The following is a 17,696-nucleotide window of genomic DNA, read 5'->3' as shown; positions in this document are numbered from 1 at the left end:
GTCATGCCAGCCCGCCGGCTCGCCGAGTAAATGTATCTACTATGCGCAGAGTATATAGGAATGTGAGTAGTACCACAAATATGCGCTGGTGTTAGCTGGCTTTAGTCGTCTGGGGTGTCATTGGCCGACCCAACCGGCGCCGCTGCAGCCAAGGCAAGCAACAATGGCACCGCCTCCCGAAGGACATCGATCTGCTCCGCACTGAAGTCGCGCTCCAGTGCGATAGCGAGCCATACCTCACGTTCATGGCGCGCTGCAAGCACATCGTGGGCGGCAGGCGTTAGCGTCGCTAACACATTTCGTCGATCGGACCGATCCCGTTCCCTGCTGATCAATCCGCGTCGCTCGAGCGTCGACAGGCTCGACCACACAGTCTGAGTTCGAAGGCCATTCTCGACCGCTAGCTCACTCGCAGTCGCCGTCCCGCGACGAGCGACACTGCTTAGCAGAAGACTCTGAGACCAGGTCAGCTCGGTTTCACCACTCTCGCGGCGAATTTTCCGAATCAGCTGGCCGGCGGCGGTTCGGAGCTCAGTCGCAAGTTCCACGAAGTCAGTGCTGGTCATTAATGCGACGATGCCAGAAGTACTCGCTGCGTACACCCCGGATTGGCCTACAACAGACATCGCGGCCAGCCGTTCGCTTGCTCACCAGTTGAGTGTTTTGAGGACGAGGCGGCGCAGGGTGCGGGGGTTGTTGTCGATTTGGCCGACGCGGGCGTGTTGGACGGCGAGGTTGTTGAAGAGGACAAGGTCGTTGTTTGTGTAGTGGTGCATGTAGGTGTTGGCGTCGTCGTAGATGGCCGCGAAGAGGGTTTGTAGGAGTTCTTCGCCTTCCTCGGATCGTGGGCCGTACTCCACGATGTGGCTGGTGTTGAACTCGTTGACGAAGAGTGCCTTTTTGCCGCTGTGCGGCACGGTGATGACGATGGGGTGTTCGGTGGCTTGGACGGTCGATAGATCCGCGTCCTCGGGGTAGTTCGACAGGCGCATGCGTTTTTGTTCGGCGTCGGTGTCGTTGGTGTCGAACATGTTGTAGGCGTGCAGGTTCTCGATCTTGTCTTTGATGTCCTCGGGCAGGTTTTCGTAGGCGCGCACAGTATTGGCGAATGCAGTGGGCGGTGAGGTCGGTGAAACGTCCTGGGCGTAGAGGCAGGTGCCTGCGGCGATGTCTTGGCGGTACGCACCGTCGTTGTGGAACAGCAGCCGGCGACTTCCCGCCAGCGATGGGTTGTTTTCGATGACGTTGGACAGGTATTCCACTGTGGTGCCCCAGCGGAACGTGTGCAGCTCGCCCAGCGACGTGACGAACCGGTCCTGGTCTTCGTCGGCGAGTTCTTGCCCACGCACCAGCACGAATCCACCGGTGTCGAAGGCCTCACGAAGGACCGAGATCTCCTCCTCGGTAAACGGCACGCTCATGTCGAGGTCGTGGAGTTCGACGCCCACAGGTGCGTCGAGGGGAATGGCTTTCATGGTGTTTTCCTTCCAAGGGAGGGGTATCGGTCCCGCGGGGAGGGGCATCCGCCGGGAGACGTTCAGCACTACTGATCGATGATGATGATCACAGTAAGCATCTTTGGGGTGATGTGCAACACCCACCCACTCACACCGGACGCAGAAGCGCCCGCGCACCGCCTATCGGCGGGTCGGCGCCGCGGAAGTTCCACCGCTCACCTAAACTGTGTGAATGGTGGTCATAGAGACGGTGGTCATCAGTAAGGTCGCACTCGCTGCGTTACGGTCGCCGATCTAACGATGTCAGAACTGGCGGCTTGGAAGCCGAAGTGCAAATGGACGCCACAACGGCGGACCGGGGAGTGAGGGGCAGTGACTGGCGGAGTGCAAAGACCGATCAAACAGTCCGAGATCGTTGCACGTGCGATCACCGATCAGATCGTCAACGAGGCACTGGCGGAGGGAACTAGGTTACCGAACGAGCGGCAAATGCTCGACACCTACAAAGTGGGCCGAAGCACTCTCCGCGAGGCGTTACGCCTGCTCGAGAGTCGAGGCATCCTGACCATTCGCGCCGGCCGGGACGGGGGGCCAATCGTTCGCCAACCGCGCGCGGCCGATCTCGGCGAAGCCCTGACTCTCTTGATGCAGTACCAGGACGTACCGTTTTCCAAACTGTTCGAGGCCCGGCAGGCGCTAGAGCCCATGCTGGCCCGTATGGCGGCATCGAATATTGACGACGAAACCATCGCCAGGCTCAAAAGTATCAATAAGGAGATCACCGATAACATTGATGATCGCGATGTCTTCAGGGCGAAGAATGTTGAATTTCACGAGGTAATTGCTGCCGCCGCCAATAGCCCGGTGCTCGAGTTGCTTACCGCGATGCTCGAATCCGTCGCTGACGGTTTAGCTTTCGGTGTCGTTGCCGGCGACTTCACCCACCAGCATCGTACAAACGCCATCAAGGCCCACGAGCGAATCATCAAAGCGTTGGCGGCAAGAAGCGCTGAGGCCGCAGAAAAGGAAATGCGGCGTCACCTCGATGAAGGTAACAAGGCGTGGAAAGCCGCCTACCGTGACCTGCCACGCCGCCCTTGGGCGGCGTCGATGGCGGCATCTGGACGCAACGGATTCTGACCCCCTTCCGCTACTTTCCTGTCCACCGCGGTGAACGTTTCTCTAGAAAAGCCGCCACTCCTTCGTGACGATCCTTGGATATATACGGATCTGGTCCGGCACCGAGCCTGACCGCCGACATGAGGGGCAGATCGGCCCCTTTGGCCATTGTCGCCTTCATGCGCCGAACACTGAGCGGCGCATTCGCGGCAATCGTCGCTGCCAGTTCAGATACTTCTCGCTCTAGCTGCCCGCGGCCGACAACTTTCTGGACCAGGCCCCACTGCACTAGTTCATCAAGGGGACGCAGTCGTCCGGTGAAGAGTATGTCGCATGCTACGCCGTAGGGAACTCTGCGACTCAGCTGTGCTGACCCGAAAGACGCTGCCAATCCGAGTTTTGCCTCCGGTAGGCCCACCGACACTCCCGATACCCCGACAACTAGATCGCAAGCAAGTGCAAGCTCGAATCCTCCGCCAACCGCTAGGCCGTTCAACGCGGCGATGGTTGGCTTCGAAACCTCGAATAAAACTTCCCATAGCGCCTTTCGTGGTTGGGCATACGGTCCTCGCCACACGCCGCTTGGCGCCGATCTCAGCTCTTTGAGGTCGATTCCTGGGCAAAAGGCTCTGTCGCCGCTGCCGGTGACGACCACCACGCGGACCGATTCGTCTAGGTCAGCTTCGATCAGCCTGTCCGCCAACTCATACTGCAGAGCGGTTGATAGTGCGTTTAATCGCTTGGGCCGATTCAGGGTGAAGGTCCGGACGTGTCCACGATCGACTGTCAGTAGTTCAGCATCCACAGGTCACCTCAGTCTCCGACGATGTATAGACAGGCAAACTGCCCAGTTTCCCGATCGATGCTACTCTTCTTCGTGTGCAGCACGACAAACCCACACCGGTTATCGCCCACGAGCTCTCGCTGGCCATTGCAAGGTTGAGGGCGAGGCTTCGCGTCGAGCAGTCCGGAATCAGTCAGGAATTGACCGTGTCGCAACTATCGGCCTTAGGCCGGATTGTCGAGTCGGGAAAGATCACGGCGGCCGATCTTGCGCAGTCCGAACACGTCCGCGCGCAATCTATGGCTGAGACCATTGGCGCGTTGAGGCAAGAGAATCTGATTGTCAGTACGCCGGATCCAAACGATGGGCGCAAAAAACTGGTGTCCGCGACCGTCGCTGGTCAGCGGCTCATTGAGTCTATTGTTCAATCGCGCAACGATTGGCTCGCGCATGCAATCGACGACGCCATCTCTGCCCAGGAGCGCGAAACACTCTCTGCTGCAATCGGAATACTAACCAAGCTGGCAGACATCAGGGCTGATGAAATCAGCCGGTCCCTGCCCGAATCTACGAGGTGACCCCACGGCCAGAGGCGTCGGTGGCCGGATCGAGCGACAACGCGTTTGGGTGGCGCTTCACGACCCCGCTCGTCATCAGCTCTGGACTCAATCCCATCAACAGCTCGATCATCGCTACAGCGCTCGTGCCCATCGCTGCAGCGATGGATGTCTCCATCGGCCAAGTTGCAGTGCTCGTAACGGTCCTTTACGTCGCGAGCGCCATTGCACAACCGGCCATGGGCAGGTGCGCAGAACAGTTCGGCGCCAAGAAGATATTCGTAGTCGGAGCGCTCCTCGTAATCGCCGGCGGCACGGTCGGTGCGCTTGCGGGCAACGTTGCCGTTCTCGTACTCGCTCGGGTGCTCCTGGGCGTGGGTACTTCTGCCGGATTTCCCGCGTCGATGTTAATGATTCGGCAGCGCGCGGCCAATACGGGCGTCGCGCCCGGTGGGGTGCTCGGAAATCTTGTGATATCGAGCCAAGTGACAGTTCTGCTAGGCCTGCCACTAGGAGGGATCCTGGTCAGCGTGGCCGGCTGGCAAGCTACTTTCTGGATCAACATCCCCATCGCCTTTGTTGTTTTGGCTATGGCGCTGAAGTGGCTCCCCTCTGATCCGCCGCGCATCCATTCGCCGAACTGGCGTGAGATTCTGCGTGCACTCGACTTGGCCGGCATGTGTTTGTTCGGCGCAATGCTCACCGCCCTGGTGGTGTTCTTGACAGCTCTGCCTTACTTCGAATGGGTTTCGCTCGCAGTTTCTGCGACATGCCTAGCAGGCCTGCTCCTCTGGGAGCTTAAGGCGGGTCACCCGTTTATAGACATTCGTTCGCTGATAGAAAACCGGGCTCTAACTCACACGTACATCCGGAGCGCCGGAACCATGCTCGTCGCGTACTGCGTCATGTACGGTCTCACGCAATGGCTCCAGGAGGCACAGGGACTTTCCGCGACTGTCACTGGCCTACTCGTAGTCCCGATGAGTATTGCCGGCGCCCTCATCACCCGGCCTGTCTCGCGCCGCAACCTCGTGAGGGCACCTTTGCTCGCGAGCGCGGTGATCGCGATCATTACCGCGATAGGCCTCCGACTCTTAAATACGGGGACCTCCCCTGCCTTCTCGGTTGCCTTGACCGCAGTTGCAGGTCTGGCCATCGGTCTAGCATCAATCGGCAACCAATCGGCCGTGTTCGCGCAGGCACGATCCGACGAAACCGGGACTGCGGCGGGTCTACTGAGAACGTCGACGTACGTCGGTGCAATCGCATCAGGCAGCATCATCGGTGTTGTGTTTCAAGATGGCGCAACCGATTCTGGCTTGCATTCAATCGCCGACATCCTCATCACTGTCACCATCGTCGTGCTCGCGCTGACGGTGTTCGATCGTAAGCTCCCCAACCGGCTCTGAACTCCAGCAGTTTCGAGGAAACAGGGTATGTCTCAATACTCCCTGTTACTATGATTATGTTTGTAAGTTTTACCTTCTGCAGACTCCCGAGGGGTGAGATTCTTGTCAACCGCCGATGATGTCGTGCTGGCAGACATCAGTGATCACATAGCGACGTGGACACTGAACATGCCGGACACGCGCAACCCGATTTCACACGACGCCGTTGTCGCACGACTGACAACTCTCGTGCACAACGCGAACAACGACCCAGACATCCGGGTTGCGATTCTCACCGGCGCGGGCCCCGCATTTTCAGCAGGCGGTGATGTAACGGCGATGGCCAACCGTACTGGCATGTTTGAAGGCAAGCCGCACGAGATGTTCTCGGCGTATCGGCGGGGTATCCAACATCTAGCGCGCACGGTGTACGGCTGCCACGTCCCCATTATTGCTGCGATCAACGGACCAGCCATCGGAGCCGGATGCGACCTTGCGCTGATGTGTGACCTCCGAATCGCCTCGTCGACGGCGTTCTTCGCCGAGAGTTTCGTAAAACTTGGAATCATCCCCGGCGATGGTGGTGCGTGGTTGCTGCCACGCGCGATCGGTCCCGCTCGAGCCGCCGAGATGGCCTTCACGGGCGATCGAATCGACACCGACACCGCGATGCGCTGGGGCCTTGTCTCGCGAGTTGTTGCTCCAGGAGATCTAATGGGTGAGGCCATCGGCCTTGCCAAGAAGATCGCTGCCAACCCGCCCGTGTCAGTGCGTCTGACGAAGAGGTTACTGCGCGAATCCGGACGTCAGGACTTCGACTCCTTCCTTGAATTGTCCGCCGCCATGCAGGCCATGTCGCATCACAGTGACGATCATCGCGAGGCCCTGTCGGCGTTCATGGAGCGTCGCGACGGCGTCTACACAGGTGGCTGATCATGCACATTGACGACCCGATCCTTGAGGATCTGCGCCATGAGGTTAGGGACTTCCTTACCGAGTCCATCGCTCGCGGCCAGTTTGCCCCCGCCGTCGATGCCTGGTTGACGGGATGGGATGCCGGCTTCAGCAGACTGCTCGCAGAACGCGGATGGATCGGCATGACGATCCCCGCCGCCTACGGCGGCCACGGACGCAGCTTCCTAGAGAGATTCGTTGTCACCGAGGAGTTGCTAGCGATAGGCGCGCCCGTGGCCGCACACTGGGTGGCCGATCGCCAAGCTGCGCCGTCGTTGTTAGCTTTCGGCACCGAATCTCAGCGGCACAAGTTTCTTCCCGGAATCGCGACCGGCGACATCTCATGGGCAATTGGCATGAGCGAACCTGAATCCGGTTCAGATCTTGCTAGCGTCCGGACTCGAGCCGTCCAGGTCGAAGGCGGCTGGCGGATATCTGGGACAAAGCTCTGGACTTCTGGTGCCCATCATGCGACAGCGCTATTTGCTCTAGCCCGAACCTCTGCGCTCGATCCTGATCGTAGGCACGCCGGACTGAGTCAGTTCATCGTCCTCCTTGACAGCCCCGGTGTCGAGGTCCAGCCAATTCTCACTATGGCTGGTGATCACCATTTCAATGAGGTGCTGCTCGACGACGTCTTTATTCCAGATGACATGGTGTTGGGGACGATCGGAGATGGATGGCGCCAAGTAACGTCAGAGCTCGGATTTGAGCGAAGCGGACCAGAGCGCTTCATGTCTACCTTTCCCCTTCTGGCTGCAGCATGCGACCAGATTGCCTCCGACGCAGTGCCACCAGACAGTTCCTTTGGCCAGATGATGGGCCGCTTGTTCGGGCTGCACCACATGTCCCAGCAAGTTGCTGTGCAGCTCTCCGGTGGCCTCAACGCCGATCTTGACGCTTCCATCGTCAAGCACGTCGGAACCAGAACGGAAGGCGACATTGTTGAGGTGGTGGATTCAGTCTGGACCAGTCAGGCAACAACCTCGCCGGCGTTCGACAGTTTGCTGACATCTGGTCTGATGCAACGACCCGGTTTTACCCTTCGCGGGGGCACCTCCGAGGTGCTTCGCGGAGTTATTTCTCGTGGATTGGGGATGCGATGAACGACGATTACAAAGAGCTCGTGGACATGTTGGCATCGGTATTTTCACGAAACCGCGGAACGAATGAAGAGCGCGACGAAGCTTCCGTAGACTACGAGTTGTGGAAACGTCTCGCGAGCCTCGGCCTTGACCGACTGACGGGCGGGGAGAGCCGAAACGGCAGTGGTGGCAGCTGGATCGAGTCGATGTACCTACTCGAAGCGGTGGGTCGAGACGCCGCCCGCGCACCGATCGCCGAGAATGATCTGCTTGCAGGTTGGCTTCTGGACAATGCGGCGATTCAAGCGGACGACGATCTCATCCGCACCGCCGCGGTCACAGACGCACGGGGATTTTCTCGAGCAGTGCCGTGGGGGCGAGCGGTCGACAGAGTCGTGATCCTCTACCCACGTTCGGACGCTTGGTTCGTAGCCGACGTCCCAGTGCCGCTGGCGGAGGCTTCCCTCGGAGTTAATTACGCCGGTGAGCCTCGCGACGACATGGGGTTCGAATTGTCCGGGCTATCTGGCATCCAAGTCGACGAAGGAGCAGTCCGCGAGTTCCACTTTCGCGGCGGTCTGGCGCGGGCACATCTCATCGTCGGCGCGATGAGCAGGATCCAACAACTAGTCGTTGAACACACCACAGTTCGTGTCCAGTTCGGTCGTCCCCTCGCCAAGTTCCAAGCAGTACAACAACTTGTCGCCGATTTGGCCTCAGAGGCTGAAGTTGCGCGCGCGGGTGCAGAGGCAGCTGCCCACCTCGTTCATGAGCGTGGTTTCAGCGACTCTCACAGCCGTTTCGCAATTGCCGCGTCACTCTCAATGGCGGGACATGCAACCTCAACGGTCGTCCGAAACGCGCATCAGGCAATGGGTGCTATCGGCTTCACCGCTGAACATGAACTCCACCGCCACACCAATCGGTTGTTGTCTTGGCGCTCAGACTTCGGATCCGTTCGCAGCTGGGACGACTACTTGACAGAGGTCGCAATATCTGCGGGCGCCGCAAAACTGTGGCCATCAATTATAGGTAGCTAAGACTTGCCTTCGAGTCCCATTCAGACTTTCTTGGTGAGCCCCCCGCTGGCACAACTCCCCGTCGGAGTCGTGCCAGCGGTTTAGCTTCCTAAGTCAGGAACTCGACGCTCGACGCCTTGTCGCCCACACAGCAAAACTCACGGCAATCAGCAAGATCGTTCCTTGGACCAGGTCGGTAACCCAGGGGGACTCAGGAAACTTGAGTTGCAAGCCCTTGACCGCGACGGCCACCACGTAAATCGCGACCAAGGTACCCAGAATATTAAAGCGGCCCGGTTGGATCTGAGTGGCTCCGAGAAACGCCGCCGAATACGCCGGTAGCAGGTAAGGCAGACCACCTTGGAACGGGGCCGAGCCGACCTGCATGGTAAGCACAACTCCAGCGGCGGCTGCAAGAATGCCCGACGTGATCAGGGCACCCCAGGTCAGCCGCCCAACTCGAACACCACTCAATTTTGCAGCTTGCGGGTTCGCGCCGGCAGCATAAAGATAGCGCCCGATAGGAGTCTGCTCGAGCACATACCAAAGAAGAGCGGCAAGCACGATTAGAATGATCAAAGTAAACGGAATCCCGAACGGCTCGGACGCACCGAGCTTGACAAAGCCGGGGTCAAAGCCGTAGAGAATTGATTGTCCGGAAGCCACCCAGTAGGTGACGGCAGCGAGTATGGCCGACATTGCGAGCGTTCCGATCACAGGATCAATTTGCAACCTGGTCACGATGATCGCGTTAATTACGCCAATGACTGCTCCAATGCCGAGGCAACACAACACGGTAAGCCAAGGATTCAACCCGACCACTGCCTGCAACTGGCCGCACACGCTGATCGACACTGCCATCGTCGCTGCGATTGACAGGTCGAATACGCCAGAGATCAAAGAGATCGTTGCCGCCAAGGCAATAACGCCGGTGATCGCCTGTCCGGCAATGAGCGCCCGCCCGTTCGTGGAGGTTCCAAAAGTCTCAGGAATCCACAGCATGAATAGGGCGATCAGCACCACGATGATGTAGATCCCGGAGAAGCGATCGATCGCCAACCAGTGCACGAGCGATCTTTTGCGTGTCGCCGGGCGGTGCGGTGCCGGATTCGGTTCGGGTTCACCGCCGCTGGTGTGGGGAGAGGTTGCATCCAGTGTGGTCATGAGGCTAGTTCCTTGTTTTCAGATTGCGTATCGGCATTGAGTGTTTCGACAACTATCCGGTGAGCAGTGACTTCGTCGCCGTGCAGCTCGATGACCGCCCGGCCTTCACGTAACACGACGACTCTGTCGCAGAGTTTGCTTAATTCGACTTCGTCGGACGAGCACACGACCAGTGCGGCACCACGGTCTGCGGCCTGGACGAGCAGTTCATGAAGATCGGCTTGAGCAGCGACGTCCACTCCCTGGGTAGGCTCATCCAGCAGGAGCACCTTGGGCTCAAGTCTGAGCCACTTTCCAACGACGACTTTCTGTTGGTTTCCCCCCGACAGCGACGCAATACCCGCTTCGACCGAATGCGTCTTCACGCCGAGCCTGTCCACCCAGCGCTTAGCCTCCTCTCGCTCGCGCCGAACATGAATCCGCCCGCGCGGCGCCAGCGATCGAAGTCCACCGAGGGAAAGGTTTCGTAGTACCGAGTGCGTCATAATCAACCCGTCGCGGTGCCGGTGAGCGGGAACAAGACCTACGCCAGCTCGGATGGAGAGATCCGGTCGACCCGGTCGAAGCGGAACTCCAGAGACTTCGATCGATCCCTTTGCCTGTACGGCACCGAACAGCAACTCACACAATTCATCTCGACCGGACCCGCTAAGACCCGCGACGCCGACAATCTCACCCGTGCGAACCGATAGGTCGACGCCATGCACAGTCGTTCCTTGAAGATCTACAACGCCCAATGCGACCTCGCCAGGCTTCACCGTCCGTCGGTCCGAAAGTCGCTTCGTCCGGCCGCCGGTCATCAACGATGTCACCGCGCCCGCGTCCAAGTCGGACACGGCCTCAGTCGTCACTCGTTGGCCGTCTTTAAAGATCGTCACTCGATCAGCGATTGCGAAGACCTCCTCGAGGTGGTGCGTGACGATGAGGACTGACATGCCCCGATCACGAATGCGCCGAAGTAGCGAGAACAGATGCTCGACCTGCTGACGTGGCATCGCCGCGGTGGGCTCGTCAAGGATCAGCAAAGCGCCATGCTCATCCCAGTCTTGGAGGGCACGCGCGATCGCAAGTGCCGTCTTCTCGAACACAGTCAGCTTGCTGACCTCGACCCGTAGCGGAAAGTTCTCTACAACTCGAGCCAGCGCTTCTTGTGCCCGTTCACGCTGCGCTTTCCACTTGATCCGACCGACGCGACCAGTTGCGTACCCAAACCCCATGGCCAGGTTGTCCACCGCACTTAGATTTGGGATCAGGCCGAGGTCTTGGTGGACGAAACGCAGTCCACACTCATGAGCAGATTGTGGGTCACCGGCATTCAGTGCTCGGCCCCGAACCACAGCAGTTGCACCTGAGTCCGCTGTGTAGACGCCGGCCAGCACTTTGATAAAGGTGGACTTTCCCGACCCGTTCTGGCCCACCAAAGCATGAATTTCCCCTGCCTGCACCTCGATGTCCACATCATCGAGCGCTTTGACACCCGGGAAGGTCTTGGACAACCCGGCGACCGAGAGCACCGTCGTGTCGCCCGACATAGGTTTAACTGTAATCACAGTAAACATGTTAACTGCGTCACGTACGCTTCAGCAAGTGCCTGGCATCACCAACTATCGCGGGCAGCCTCGGGTGGACATGTGGTCGGCATCACCCTTATTGTAGTTATTATGACTAGTTTAAACGCTGGCCCACGTCAGCTTTGGCATGTAGGTCTGCTCGTCGAGCGCCTTGAGGACGGGATGGACGATCTTTCCACCGCCCTAGGCCTCCAGTGGGCCCCGATCCACGAGGTAGACAGCGATATGGAGCGTCCCGACGGCTCGACGTTCCCGCTAAAGACACGGGTGGTGTTCTCGACTGACCTGCCCCTCGCTATCGAGTTGATCGAGCCTTCGCCTGGCACCCCGAACGTGCGCCGTGGGGACAGCGCGTTTCACCACTTAGGCTACTGGTCCGACGATCTCGTATCGGAAGAGCAGCGTTTGGACGAACTCGGGATGCCCTGTGTTTACTTCCGTAATGATGAGGCGGGCCTGCGGAGGATCATGCTGAACGAAGGTCCGTACGGAATACTGCTCGAAGCATGCAACGCATTGACTAAACGGCCAGGCCTTGAGGCCTATTATCCGGGAGCTTCATAATGATTTGGCACGTAGCGTTTTCAGTTGACGATCTCGAAGAAGCTATGGAGAAGTTCGGCGACGCTCTCCAGGTCGAATGGAATCCCATCAAGCATTATGTCGGCGAGAGCATGGACGCCGACGGCAAGCTGTTCACGCTCGATACCCGTCTGGTGTTTTCGGCTCAGGGTCCCGTGGCTCTCGAACTTTTTGAGAACGTCCCGGGCACTCCGAATGAACCCGCATCAGGGACGATTTTTCATCATATGGGTTACTGGACTGACAACGTCAATGCCGAACAGGATCGCTTGCGTGAGTGCAACTGGATGCACAAGGGCGGAAAGACCGTTCCTGAGTCACGTGCCGCATTCTTTTCAGGTCCACTAGGAATCTTCTTTGAGGCGTGCAATTCCTCCATTGAACGTCCCGGACTAGGAAAATATTATCCCGGCGTCGCGCCTGGCATGAACCAGCCCGATCGCGTCCTCAAGCCCCACTAACGCTAGCCCGGAACGCTCAGTGGCCCGCAGCACTAAGTGCTGCGGGCCCCGGCTTGATGGGTGCGGCCTTGATATCCTAGAGAAGGCTTCTCGGTAGCCCAGAACCGCAACTTCTACGACCACGTGTCACGATCATCGGTGACCGCAACAAGGTCACACCAGCACCGCAGACCTCTACCCCTCCCCCGTTTCGGGAGGTGGCCAATTGTCTCGGAGACTTAACCATAGCCATGCGTCGAGATGATGGTGATCCGCAAAGGAGACCACGTCGAATCCCGCGGCGCCGACCGCATGAATCTGGTCCGGTCCCGCCATGACTACACATTGAGCCGCCAACTTAGGGCTCCACTCCCATGCGTAGGTCGACTCGCAGCTCCCAGAGAACAGGTCGCCCCGCTCACGTAGCGGTTTCTCTTCACTGGAGGCGAAGTGCGCTTTCGCCGGCTCAATGCGATCTTCCCGACGACGCCCAATAGGATTCAACGCCCATTTGCGCACTTCAAGGCCTAAAAGCTCGAACGGAGCGAGGAGGAACGAAGATTGAGATAGTACTGCCCGCGGATGGGAACCCCCCGGTCATGCTCCACAGACGCTGTTTGACATCGCCGAACGAGACATCAGCCTCAATGTGCGCGCCGACAAATACCGAGGCAAGGATCCGGCCGGTCCATACATTGGCCGCTTCGTCGCTGCGTTCTCCGGTCACGACTTGCGCATCCTCGGGGCGCCAGACCAGTACTACATCGTCGCCGGCGGCGCACAACCCGTCACCCGACACCGCTGACACCTTCCCAAGGTGAGTATTGACAGATAACCGCCCGTCGGCATCGACCTCTACGACTGTGCCAGCGAGCTCGTTCGCTGTTCCGACGAACTTGGCAACGTATGCAGACGTCGGCCGTAGGTAGATCTCGTCCGGCGATCCCAGTTGTCGGACTTTACCGCCACCGAGTACAGCGATCTGATCGGCCATTGCCATGGCCTCGGTTTGGTCGTGCGTGACGTACAGCGCGGCAAATCCAATCTCGCGCTGCATTTCAAGGATTTCGAAGCGGAGCTCGTCACGAACCCGGGCGTCGACATTTGACAACGGCTCATCAAAGAGAATGAGTCCGTCGTTGGAGACCAACGCCCGGGCAAGGGCTACGCGCTGCTGTTGTCCGCCGCTGATTTGTGATGGGTACGACTTGGCGAGGCTGTCAACGCCAACTTTCTCAAGAGCACCCCCGACGCGGCGCTGGATCTCCGACTTTCCAATTTTTCGGTTCTTCAGAGGAAAAGCAACGTTATCCGACACAGTCATATGCGGCCAGAGCGCATAGGACTGGAAGACCATGCTTAATCGGCGTCCCTCCGCTGAAACCCGAACTTTACCTTCGTTGCCGAACTGAACCTTGCCGTGAACCGACACGGTCCCGGAGTCTGGATGCTCCAAGCCCGCGATACATCGCAAAAGGGTTGTCTTACCGCACCCACTAGGACCCAGTAGAACCACGAACTCACCCGGGTGCACAGCCAGCGACACATCGTCTACAGCACTTACTACCACGCCGTCTCGTCGACGAAAGGTCTTGATGAGATTGGTAACCTCGACCACAGGTGCCGTCTTTTGAGTCATCGATCTAATCCTTTTAGTAGGCTTCATCACGTTGCTTTCCGAGATCGGCCTTCGAGCAACCGACCAAGAATGGTACCGATCGCCACGCACGCCGTCGTCAGAATCGTGAGCATCAACGCCATCGCGGCGAGATCTGCAAACCTTCCGATGTTGTAGGTCTCGAGAATCTGAAAACCGACCACTGGTTGCGAACTGGAAGCCAGCATGGCTGCGACTTCCATATCGCCAGTAATATTGACGAATACCAGCGTCCATCCTGCAACCAGTCCTGGCGCCATCAGCGGCAACTGGATTCGCGAGAATATTTTTCCCTCACGAGCACCGGATATTGAGCCGGCTTCTGCCATCTCTTTACTAATTTGCGCTGCCGCCGAGTCAGATATTAGCGACGCCTGAGGGATTGCAGTAGCCATATATGCGATGACGAATAGCAGGAACGTACCTTGCAGGAAGAACGGGGCTCCGGAGTACGCGATGATCATGCCTACTATAAGTACAAAACCGGACACAACCACTGGAACTCGGATCGCTGCCTCGAGTACTCGCTTGAACGGCCCACCGCCGGACTTCTGCATATAGGTCGACATTAGAGCTGAGAACAGGACGATCCCGGTCCCGGCGATGAGACCCAAGAGCAGGCTGTTACGAAGAGCCACCAGGTTTTGTTCATTTTCAAGAACCCTTTGAAATGCAGAAAACCCGAGCTCTGACCATTGAATGTCTGCGCTCCAGTATCCATTTAGTGCAGTGATTAACAGCCCAATTAGTGGAAAAAGTCCCGAGATGAGCAGGAAGCCGATTAAGAAGATTCGCGCGGGCCAGCACCAGGGCCCCAGATCGACTTTCGAGTTCCGTGCACCTTTCCCGCCTCCTACTTGCACAAAGAGACCACCGCGCATGATGCGTAGCTGAATCAGCCACGCACCACCGACGATAACAAGGATGAACAGACTGAGACTCACGGCGAGATCAGTCTGCGGTGGGTACGTGAAGTTGATCAACCGAACAATCCGGACAGTCAGCACATCAATCTGCGCTCCAGTGCCGATGATTAATGGAATGGAAAACATCGCAAACCCGAACCAGACCACAATCACTGCGGCGCCAGCAATGTTGGGTTTCAGCGCTGGCAGTGTCACCTTCCAGAATGTTTTAAACGCACCCGCTCCCGAGATCCTCGCAGCCTCCTCCAAATCGCCGGGCATGTTGCGCAGACCTGCGGTCACAAACAGAAACACGTAAGGGACCAACACGATGAAGTAGCAAAAAATCATTCCGTACAGCGTATATATATCGAACGGACCTCTCTCAATTTCGATACCGAACCAGCCCAATATGGCGCGTATTAGCACGTTAATCATTCCCGCTCCCGGCGACAACAGGAGGGTCCATCCGATTGCCAGGGCGATAGAGGGGAGAATAAACGGCATTAACGGCACAAAGTCGGTAAGTCCGGCAATTCGAGCGTTTGTGCGTTCGTTCAGCCAGGCCAGCAATGAGCCCACAACTACTGCAAGCATTCCCGATCCGCTGACGATCACTACAGAATTAGACAGCAACTCACCCACGCCGGGGGCGGTGACTGCACGTCTTATGGGTTCGACGCTAGGAAGCCCGTCCTCGAAGAACATGCCTCCAACCACGCGTACAAATGGGTACGCAACGAGCACGGCCACGACGGCAATGATTAGGGTGCTGATGATCTGGAATGTGCTCGGGCGCGCTAACCGGCGTTGCCAGAAGCGCTTCGGCACAACAGACAGACTGCTCATGTCGGCCTTTCGTCACGTCTACGGGGATAGTGGTTCAGAATCGGGTGCACAAATCCATCACTGTGACTGCTACGAGATTCCCACGATGCCTGCGACGTTGGCCGTCAGCTCGGGTGTGACCGTCGACGGAGGTACGTAGCCCGTCGGCATCTGAACTCCCGTGCCGAAGGGTCCAACGCTACCGGTCTCTTTGTTGCCGTTCAGCGCTTCACTGCCCGCGGGAGAAAGCAAGTAGCTCAGGAATAATCTCGCACCCTCGGTATTCGGCGCCTTGGCGGGAAGACCAACACACAGCCACGCGCTCGTGGTCTCTTCGACTGGCTGAAACGCGGTCGGAGCACCTGTTTGGGCTGTCGTGTTCGTAACCTGTGCAGCGGTCGGAATCAGCAGATCGCCCTCACCTGCTGCGAGAGCCTCCGAAGCTGGCCCCGTAGACGGAAAGAACTGTGCCGCTTGGCCTGCCAACTGCTTTACAAAACTTTCGCCCCGCGACTCAATGAGATAGTTCCACATTTGGGTCTGGGCGGCCGAACTGTTAGGCCCGACCATGAGGATTTTGCCCTTCCACTTAGGGTCAATCAATTGATCCCAGCTGGTGGGCACATCATCTTCGTTCACTTTGGACGAGTTGTAACCGATCCCAAGAGGGTTCATCTGAACAATCGGGACCGCGCCCTCATCGACCTGGAACTCAGCAGGGTAGTCGCCCGGGTACCCAGGGACGCCCGCTCCGGCAATGGAGACCATCGTGCCCTTGGCAATTTGATCGTGGATGAACGTGCAGTCACTGCTGATGACCACGTCAGACTTATCTGCGTTTGCCGCGGCCTCAGACTCGAAGCGTGCCGACAACGCTGATCCCGCGATCTTCTCGATAGTGAGCGGTGTGCCATAAGTTGACGCATACCCAGCTTCCAGCTGGTCGTTGAGCTCACCCTGCAAGACTGAGTAAACGAAGATTTCGTCTTTCTCTTGTGCAGCATCGAAGAGCGCGGCAGCCGACGGATCACTCGGCCGAGTTGCAGTCGCGGATTCACTGCCCCCGCACGCTGTGGCGAATAGGCCAGCCGCGGCGAGTACCGCGATACCTGAGATGTGCCAGCTACGACTGCTTCGCGACTTCACTACGGTTCCTCCGACTGTCAATGAGTATGCTGCGAAGTAATGCTGACAAACATAGGTATGGTTGTCAACGAAGGTTGTGCGCCACATCTCATGATGGAGCGGCAGCGGGGCTAATCACCTACGCAGCCGACCATCCTCCGTCCACGCTGACGACTGCACCGTTGACGTAAGCCGCTTCAGTACTCGCCACCCACGACACTGCTGCCGCAATATCGTCTGCTTCACCCTTCGGTGGCATCGGCGCCTTAGCTATCGATGCTCGCTCAAACGCCCATCCGCTTCGGTCTGAGGATTTGTGCATTTCAGAGTGCACGCCACCTGGGAGTACGGCGTTCGAGCGGACGTTCTGTGGGCCGTAATACCAAGCGATGCTTTTTACTAACCCGAGCACGCCGTGCTTGGTTGTCGCGTAGGCAACTCCGGCCGGCCCTGCCCCAAGCGATGCACGAGACCCGACAGTCACTATCGACCCTCCGCCGTTGTCGAGCATCGACTTCAGGGCTGCTCGCGATACGCGCATCAATCCAGTGAGGTTCACGTCGACGACGCGCGTCCAGGTGTCATCATCGACTTCTCCGAGTGGCATGTACCCGTCCATCACCCCGGCAACGTTCGCGAGGACGTCCACTCCCGCCTCGAGCGATTCGAACAACGCGTCTACGTCATACTGAATCGAGATATCTGCCTTCATCAAGCGAACCTCGACACCCTGTTCGGCGAAGAACTTGCTTGCGGCCGCTCGCGAGCGATCGCTCACATTGCAGCCGACGACGATCGCGCCCTCACGTGCGAATCGCAGTGCCGCGGCGCGACCGATGCCACTCGCTGCGCCGGTTACAACGACGGTCTTCCCTGCGTGGCGCTGGCTATCCATTGTTCTCCGTGCCTCCCACCAGTGACATTGATCTGCAAGAGCTAGAGTCATACATGCCTATCCTAGGCATAGTTTGTGAGGCGTTGGGGCAAAGACGTGAGCTCGACTTTTTGAGCGGCGGCGAGCACACGCTTCTGCAAGACAGAGGAAGATTTCCTCCTGCGAT

General features: G+C 58.3%; 17 protein-coding genes. 8 read left to right on the top strand and 9 right to left on the bottom strand.

The annotated features are described in order from the left end of the window. Positions 1-101: 101 nt before the first annotated feature. On the bottom strand, positions 102-566 hold the full coding sequence (locus CSW57_RS21390) for a MarR family winged helix-turn-helix transcriptional regulator (RefSeq protein ID WP_189339360.1): 465 nt from the start codon (positions 564-566) through the stop codon (positions 102-104). A gap of 81 nt (positions 567-647) precedes the next feature. Then, positions 648-1,475 (bottom strand): TauD/TfdA dioxygenase family protein, encoded by an 828-nt coding sequence (locus tag CSW57_RS21385; RefSeq protein WP_189339076.1) that lies wholly within the window; start codon positions 1,473-1,475, stop codon positions 648-650. A 354-nt stretch (positions 1,476-1,829) separates the two neighbouring features. On the opposite strand from CSW57_RS21385, the gene CSW57_RS21380 reads away from it, so the two are divergent. Then, positions 1,830-2,597 (top strand): FadR/GntR family transcriptional regulator, encoded by a 768-nt coding sequence (locus CSW57_RS21380; RefSeq protein ID WP_099384434.1) that lies wholly within the window; start codon positions 1,830-1,832, stop codon positions 2,595-2,597. A 10-nt stretch (positions 2,598-2,607) separates the two neighbouring features. Here the strand turns inward: CSW57_RS21380 and CSW57_RS24895 are convergent, their stop codons facing one another. Beyond that, entirely contained in the window at positions 2,608-3,381 is a 774-nt protein-coding gene (locus tag CSW57_RS24895) for an enoyl-CoA hydratase/isomerase family protein (protein ID WP_099384433.1), read from the bottom strand. Positions 3,382-3,455: 74 nt separating this feature from the next. Here CSW57_RS24895 and CSW57_RS21370 point away from each other — a divergent pair, with 74 nt between their 5' ends. The 5 genes from CSW57_RS21370 to CSW57_RS21350 all read left to right on the top strand — a co-directional run bounded on the left by CSW57_RS21370 (position 3,456) and on the right by CSW57_RS21350 (position 8,384). Next, positions 3,456-3,938, top strand: a complete 483-nt coding sequence (locus CSW57_RS21370; RefSeq protein ID WP_189339359.1) for a MarR family winged helix-turn-helix transcriptional regulator — start codon at positions 3,456-3,458, stop codon at positions 3,936-3,938. 20 nt (positions 3,939-3,958) lie between these two features. Next, positions 3,959-5,326 (top strand): MFS transporter, encoded by a 1,368-nt coding sequence (locus tag CSW57_RS21365; protein WP_099384431.1) that lies wholly within the window; start codon positions 3,959-3,961, stop codon positions 5,324-5,326. 102 nt (positions 5,327-5,428) lie between these two features. Beyond that, positions 5,429-6,238 carry a crotonase/enoyl-CoA hydratase family protein gene (locus CSW57_RS21360; protein WP_099384693.1) on the top strand — a complete coding sequence of 270 codons (810 nt, stop codon included), beginning with the start codon at positions 5,429-5,431 and terminating at the stop codon, positions 6,236-6,238. Between the two features lie 2 nt (positions 6,239-6,240). Then, complete coding sequence (locus CSW57_RS21355) at positions 6,241-7,365, top strand: acyl-CoA dehydrogenase family protein (protein ID WP_099384430.1); 1,125 nt, start codon at positions 6,241-6,243, stop codon at positions 7,363-7,365. Continuing rightward, positions 7,362-8,384: an acyl-CoA dehydrogenase family protein gene (locus CSW57_RS21350; RefSeq protein ID WP_099384429.1), complete on the top strand. Its 1,023-nt coding sequence runs from the start codon at positions 7,362-7,364 to the stop codon at positions 8,382-8,384. The genes CSW57_RS21355 and CSW57_RS21350 overlap by 4 nt, the downstream gene beginning before the upstream one ends. Positions 8,385-8,477: 93 nt before the next feature. Here CSW57_RS21350 and CSW57_RS21345 read toward each other — a convergent pair whose 3' ends face one another. Then, positions 8,478-9,527, bottom strand: a complete 1,050-nt coding sequence (locus CSW57_RS21345; RefSeq protein ID WP_099384428.1) for an ABC transporter permease — start codon at positions 9,525-9,527, stop codon at positions 8,478-8,480. Then, a complete protein-coding gene (locus CSW57_RS21340; protein WP_189339358.1) occupies positions 9,524-11,077 on the bottom strand; it encodes a sugar ABC transporter ATP-binding protein in 1,554 nt (517 codons plus the stop codon). The genes CSW57_RS21345 and CSW57_RS21340 overlap by 4 nt, the downstream gene beginning before the upstream one ends. Positions 11,078-11,158: 81 nt before the next feature. Here CSW57_RS21340 and CSW57_RS21335 point away from each other — a divergent pair, with 81 nt between their 5' ends. Both CSW57_RS21335 and CSW57_RS21330 read left to right on the top strand, forming a co-directional pair. Then, positions 11,159-11,662: a VOC family protein gene (locus CSW57_RS21335; protein ID WP_189339357.1), complete on the top strand. Its 504-nt coding sequence runs from the start codon at positions 11,159-11,161 to the stop codon at positions 11,660-11,662. Next, positions 11,662-12,141: a VOC family protein gene (locus tag CSW57_RS21330; RefSeq protein WP_099384426.1), complete on the top strand. Its 480-nt coding sequence runs from the start codon at positions 11,662-11,664 to the stop codon at positions 12,139-12,141. The genes CSW57_RS21335 and CSW57_RS21330 overlap by 1 nt, the downstream gene beginning before the upstream one ends. 499 nt (positions 12,142-12,640) lie before the next feature. Here CSW57_RS21330 and CSW57_RS21325 read toward each other — a convergent pair whose 3' ends face one another. From CSW57_RS21325 to CSW57_RS21310, 4 genes are all read right to left on the bottom strand, one after another. After that, positions 12,641-13,759, bottom strand: coding sequence for an ABC transporter ATP-binding protein (locus CSW57_RS21325; protein WP_189339356.1), 1,119 nt, complete (start codon positions 13,757-13,759; stop codon positions 12,641-12,643). 26 nt (positions 13,760-13,785) lie between these two features. Next, a complete protein-coding gene (locus CSW57_RS21320; RefSeq protein WP_099384424.1) occupies positions 13,786-15,531 on the bottom strand; it encodes an ABC transporter permease in 1,746 nt (581 codons plus the stop codon). 69 nt (positions 15,532-15,600) lie between these two features. Beyond that, on the bottom strand, positions 15,601-16,656 hold the full coding sequence (locus tag CSW57_RS21315; protein ID WP_189339355.1) for an ABC transporter substrate-binding protein: 1,056 nt from the start codon (positions 16,654-16,656) through the stop codon (positions 15,601-15,603). 118 nt (positions 16,657-16,774) lie between these two features. Further along, on the bottom strand, positions 16,775-17,530 hold the full coding sequence (locus CSW57_RS21310) for an SDR family NAD(P)-dependent oxidoreductase (RefSeq protein WP_189339354.1): 756 nt from the start codon (positions 17,528-17,530) through the stop codon (positions 16,775-16,777). Between the last annotated feature and the right edge of the window lie 166 nt (positions 17,531-17,696).

This window comes from Williamsia muralis, assembly GCF_002735905.1.
Classification (GTDB): Bacteria; Actinomycetota; Actinomycetes; order Mycobacteriales; family Mycobacteriaceae; genus Williamsia; species Williamsia muralis_A.
Note: the sequence above shows the minus strand (reverse complement) of the source record. Positions and strands in the feature narration are given on the sequence as shown.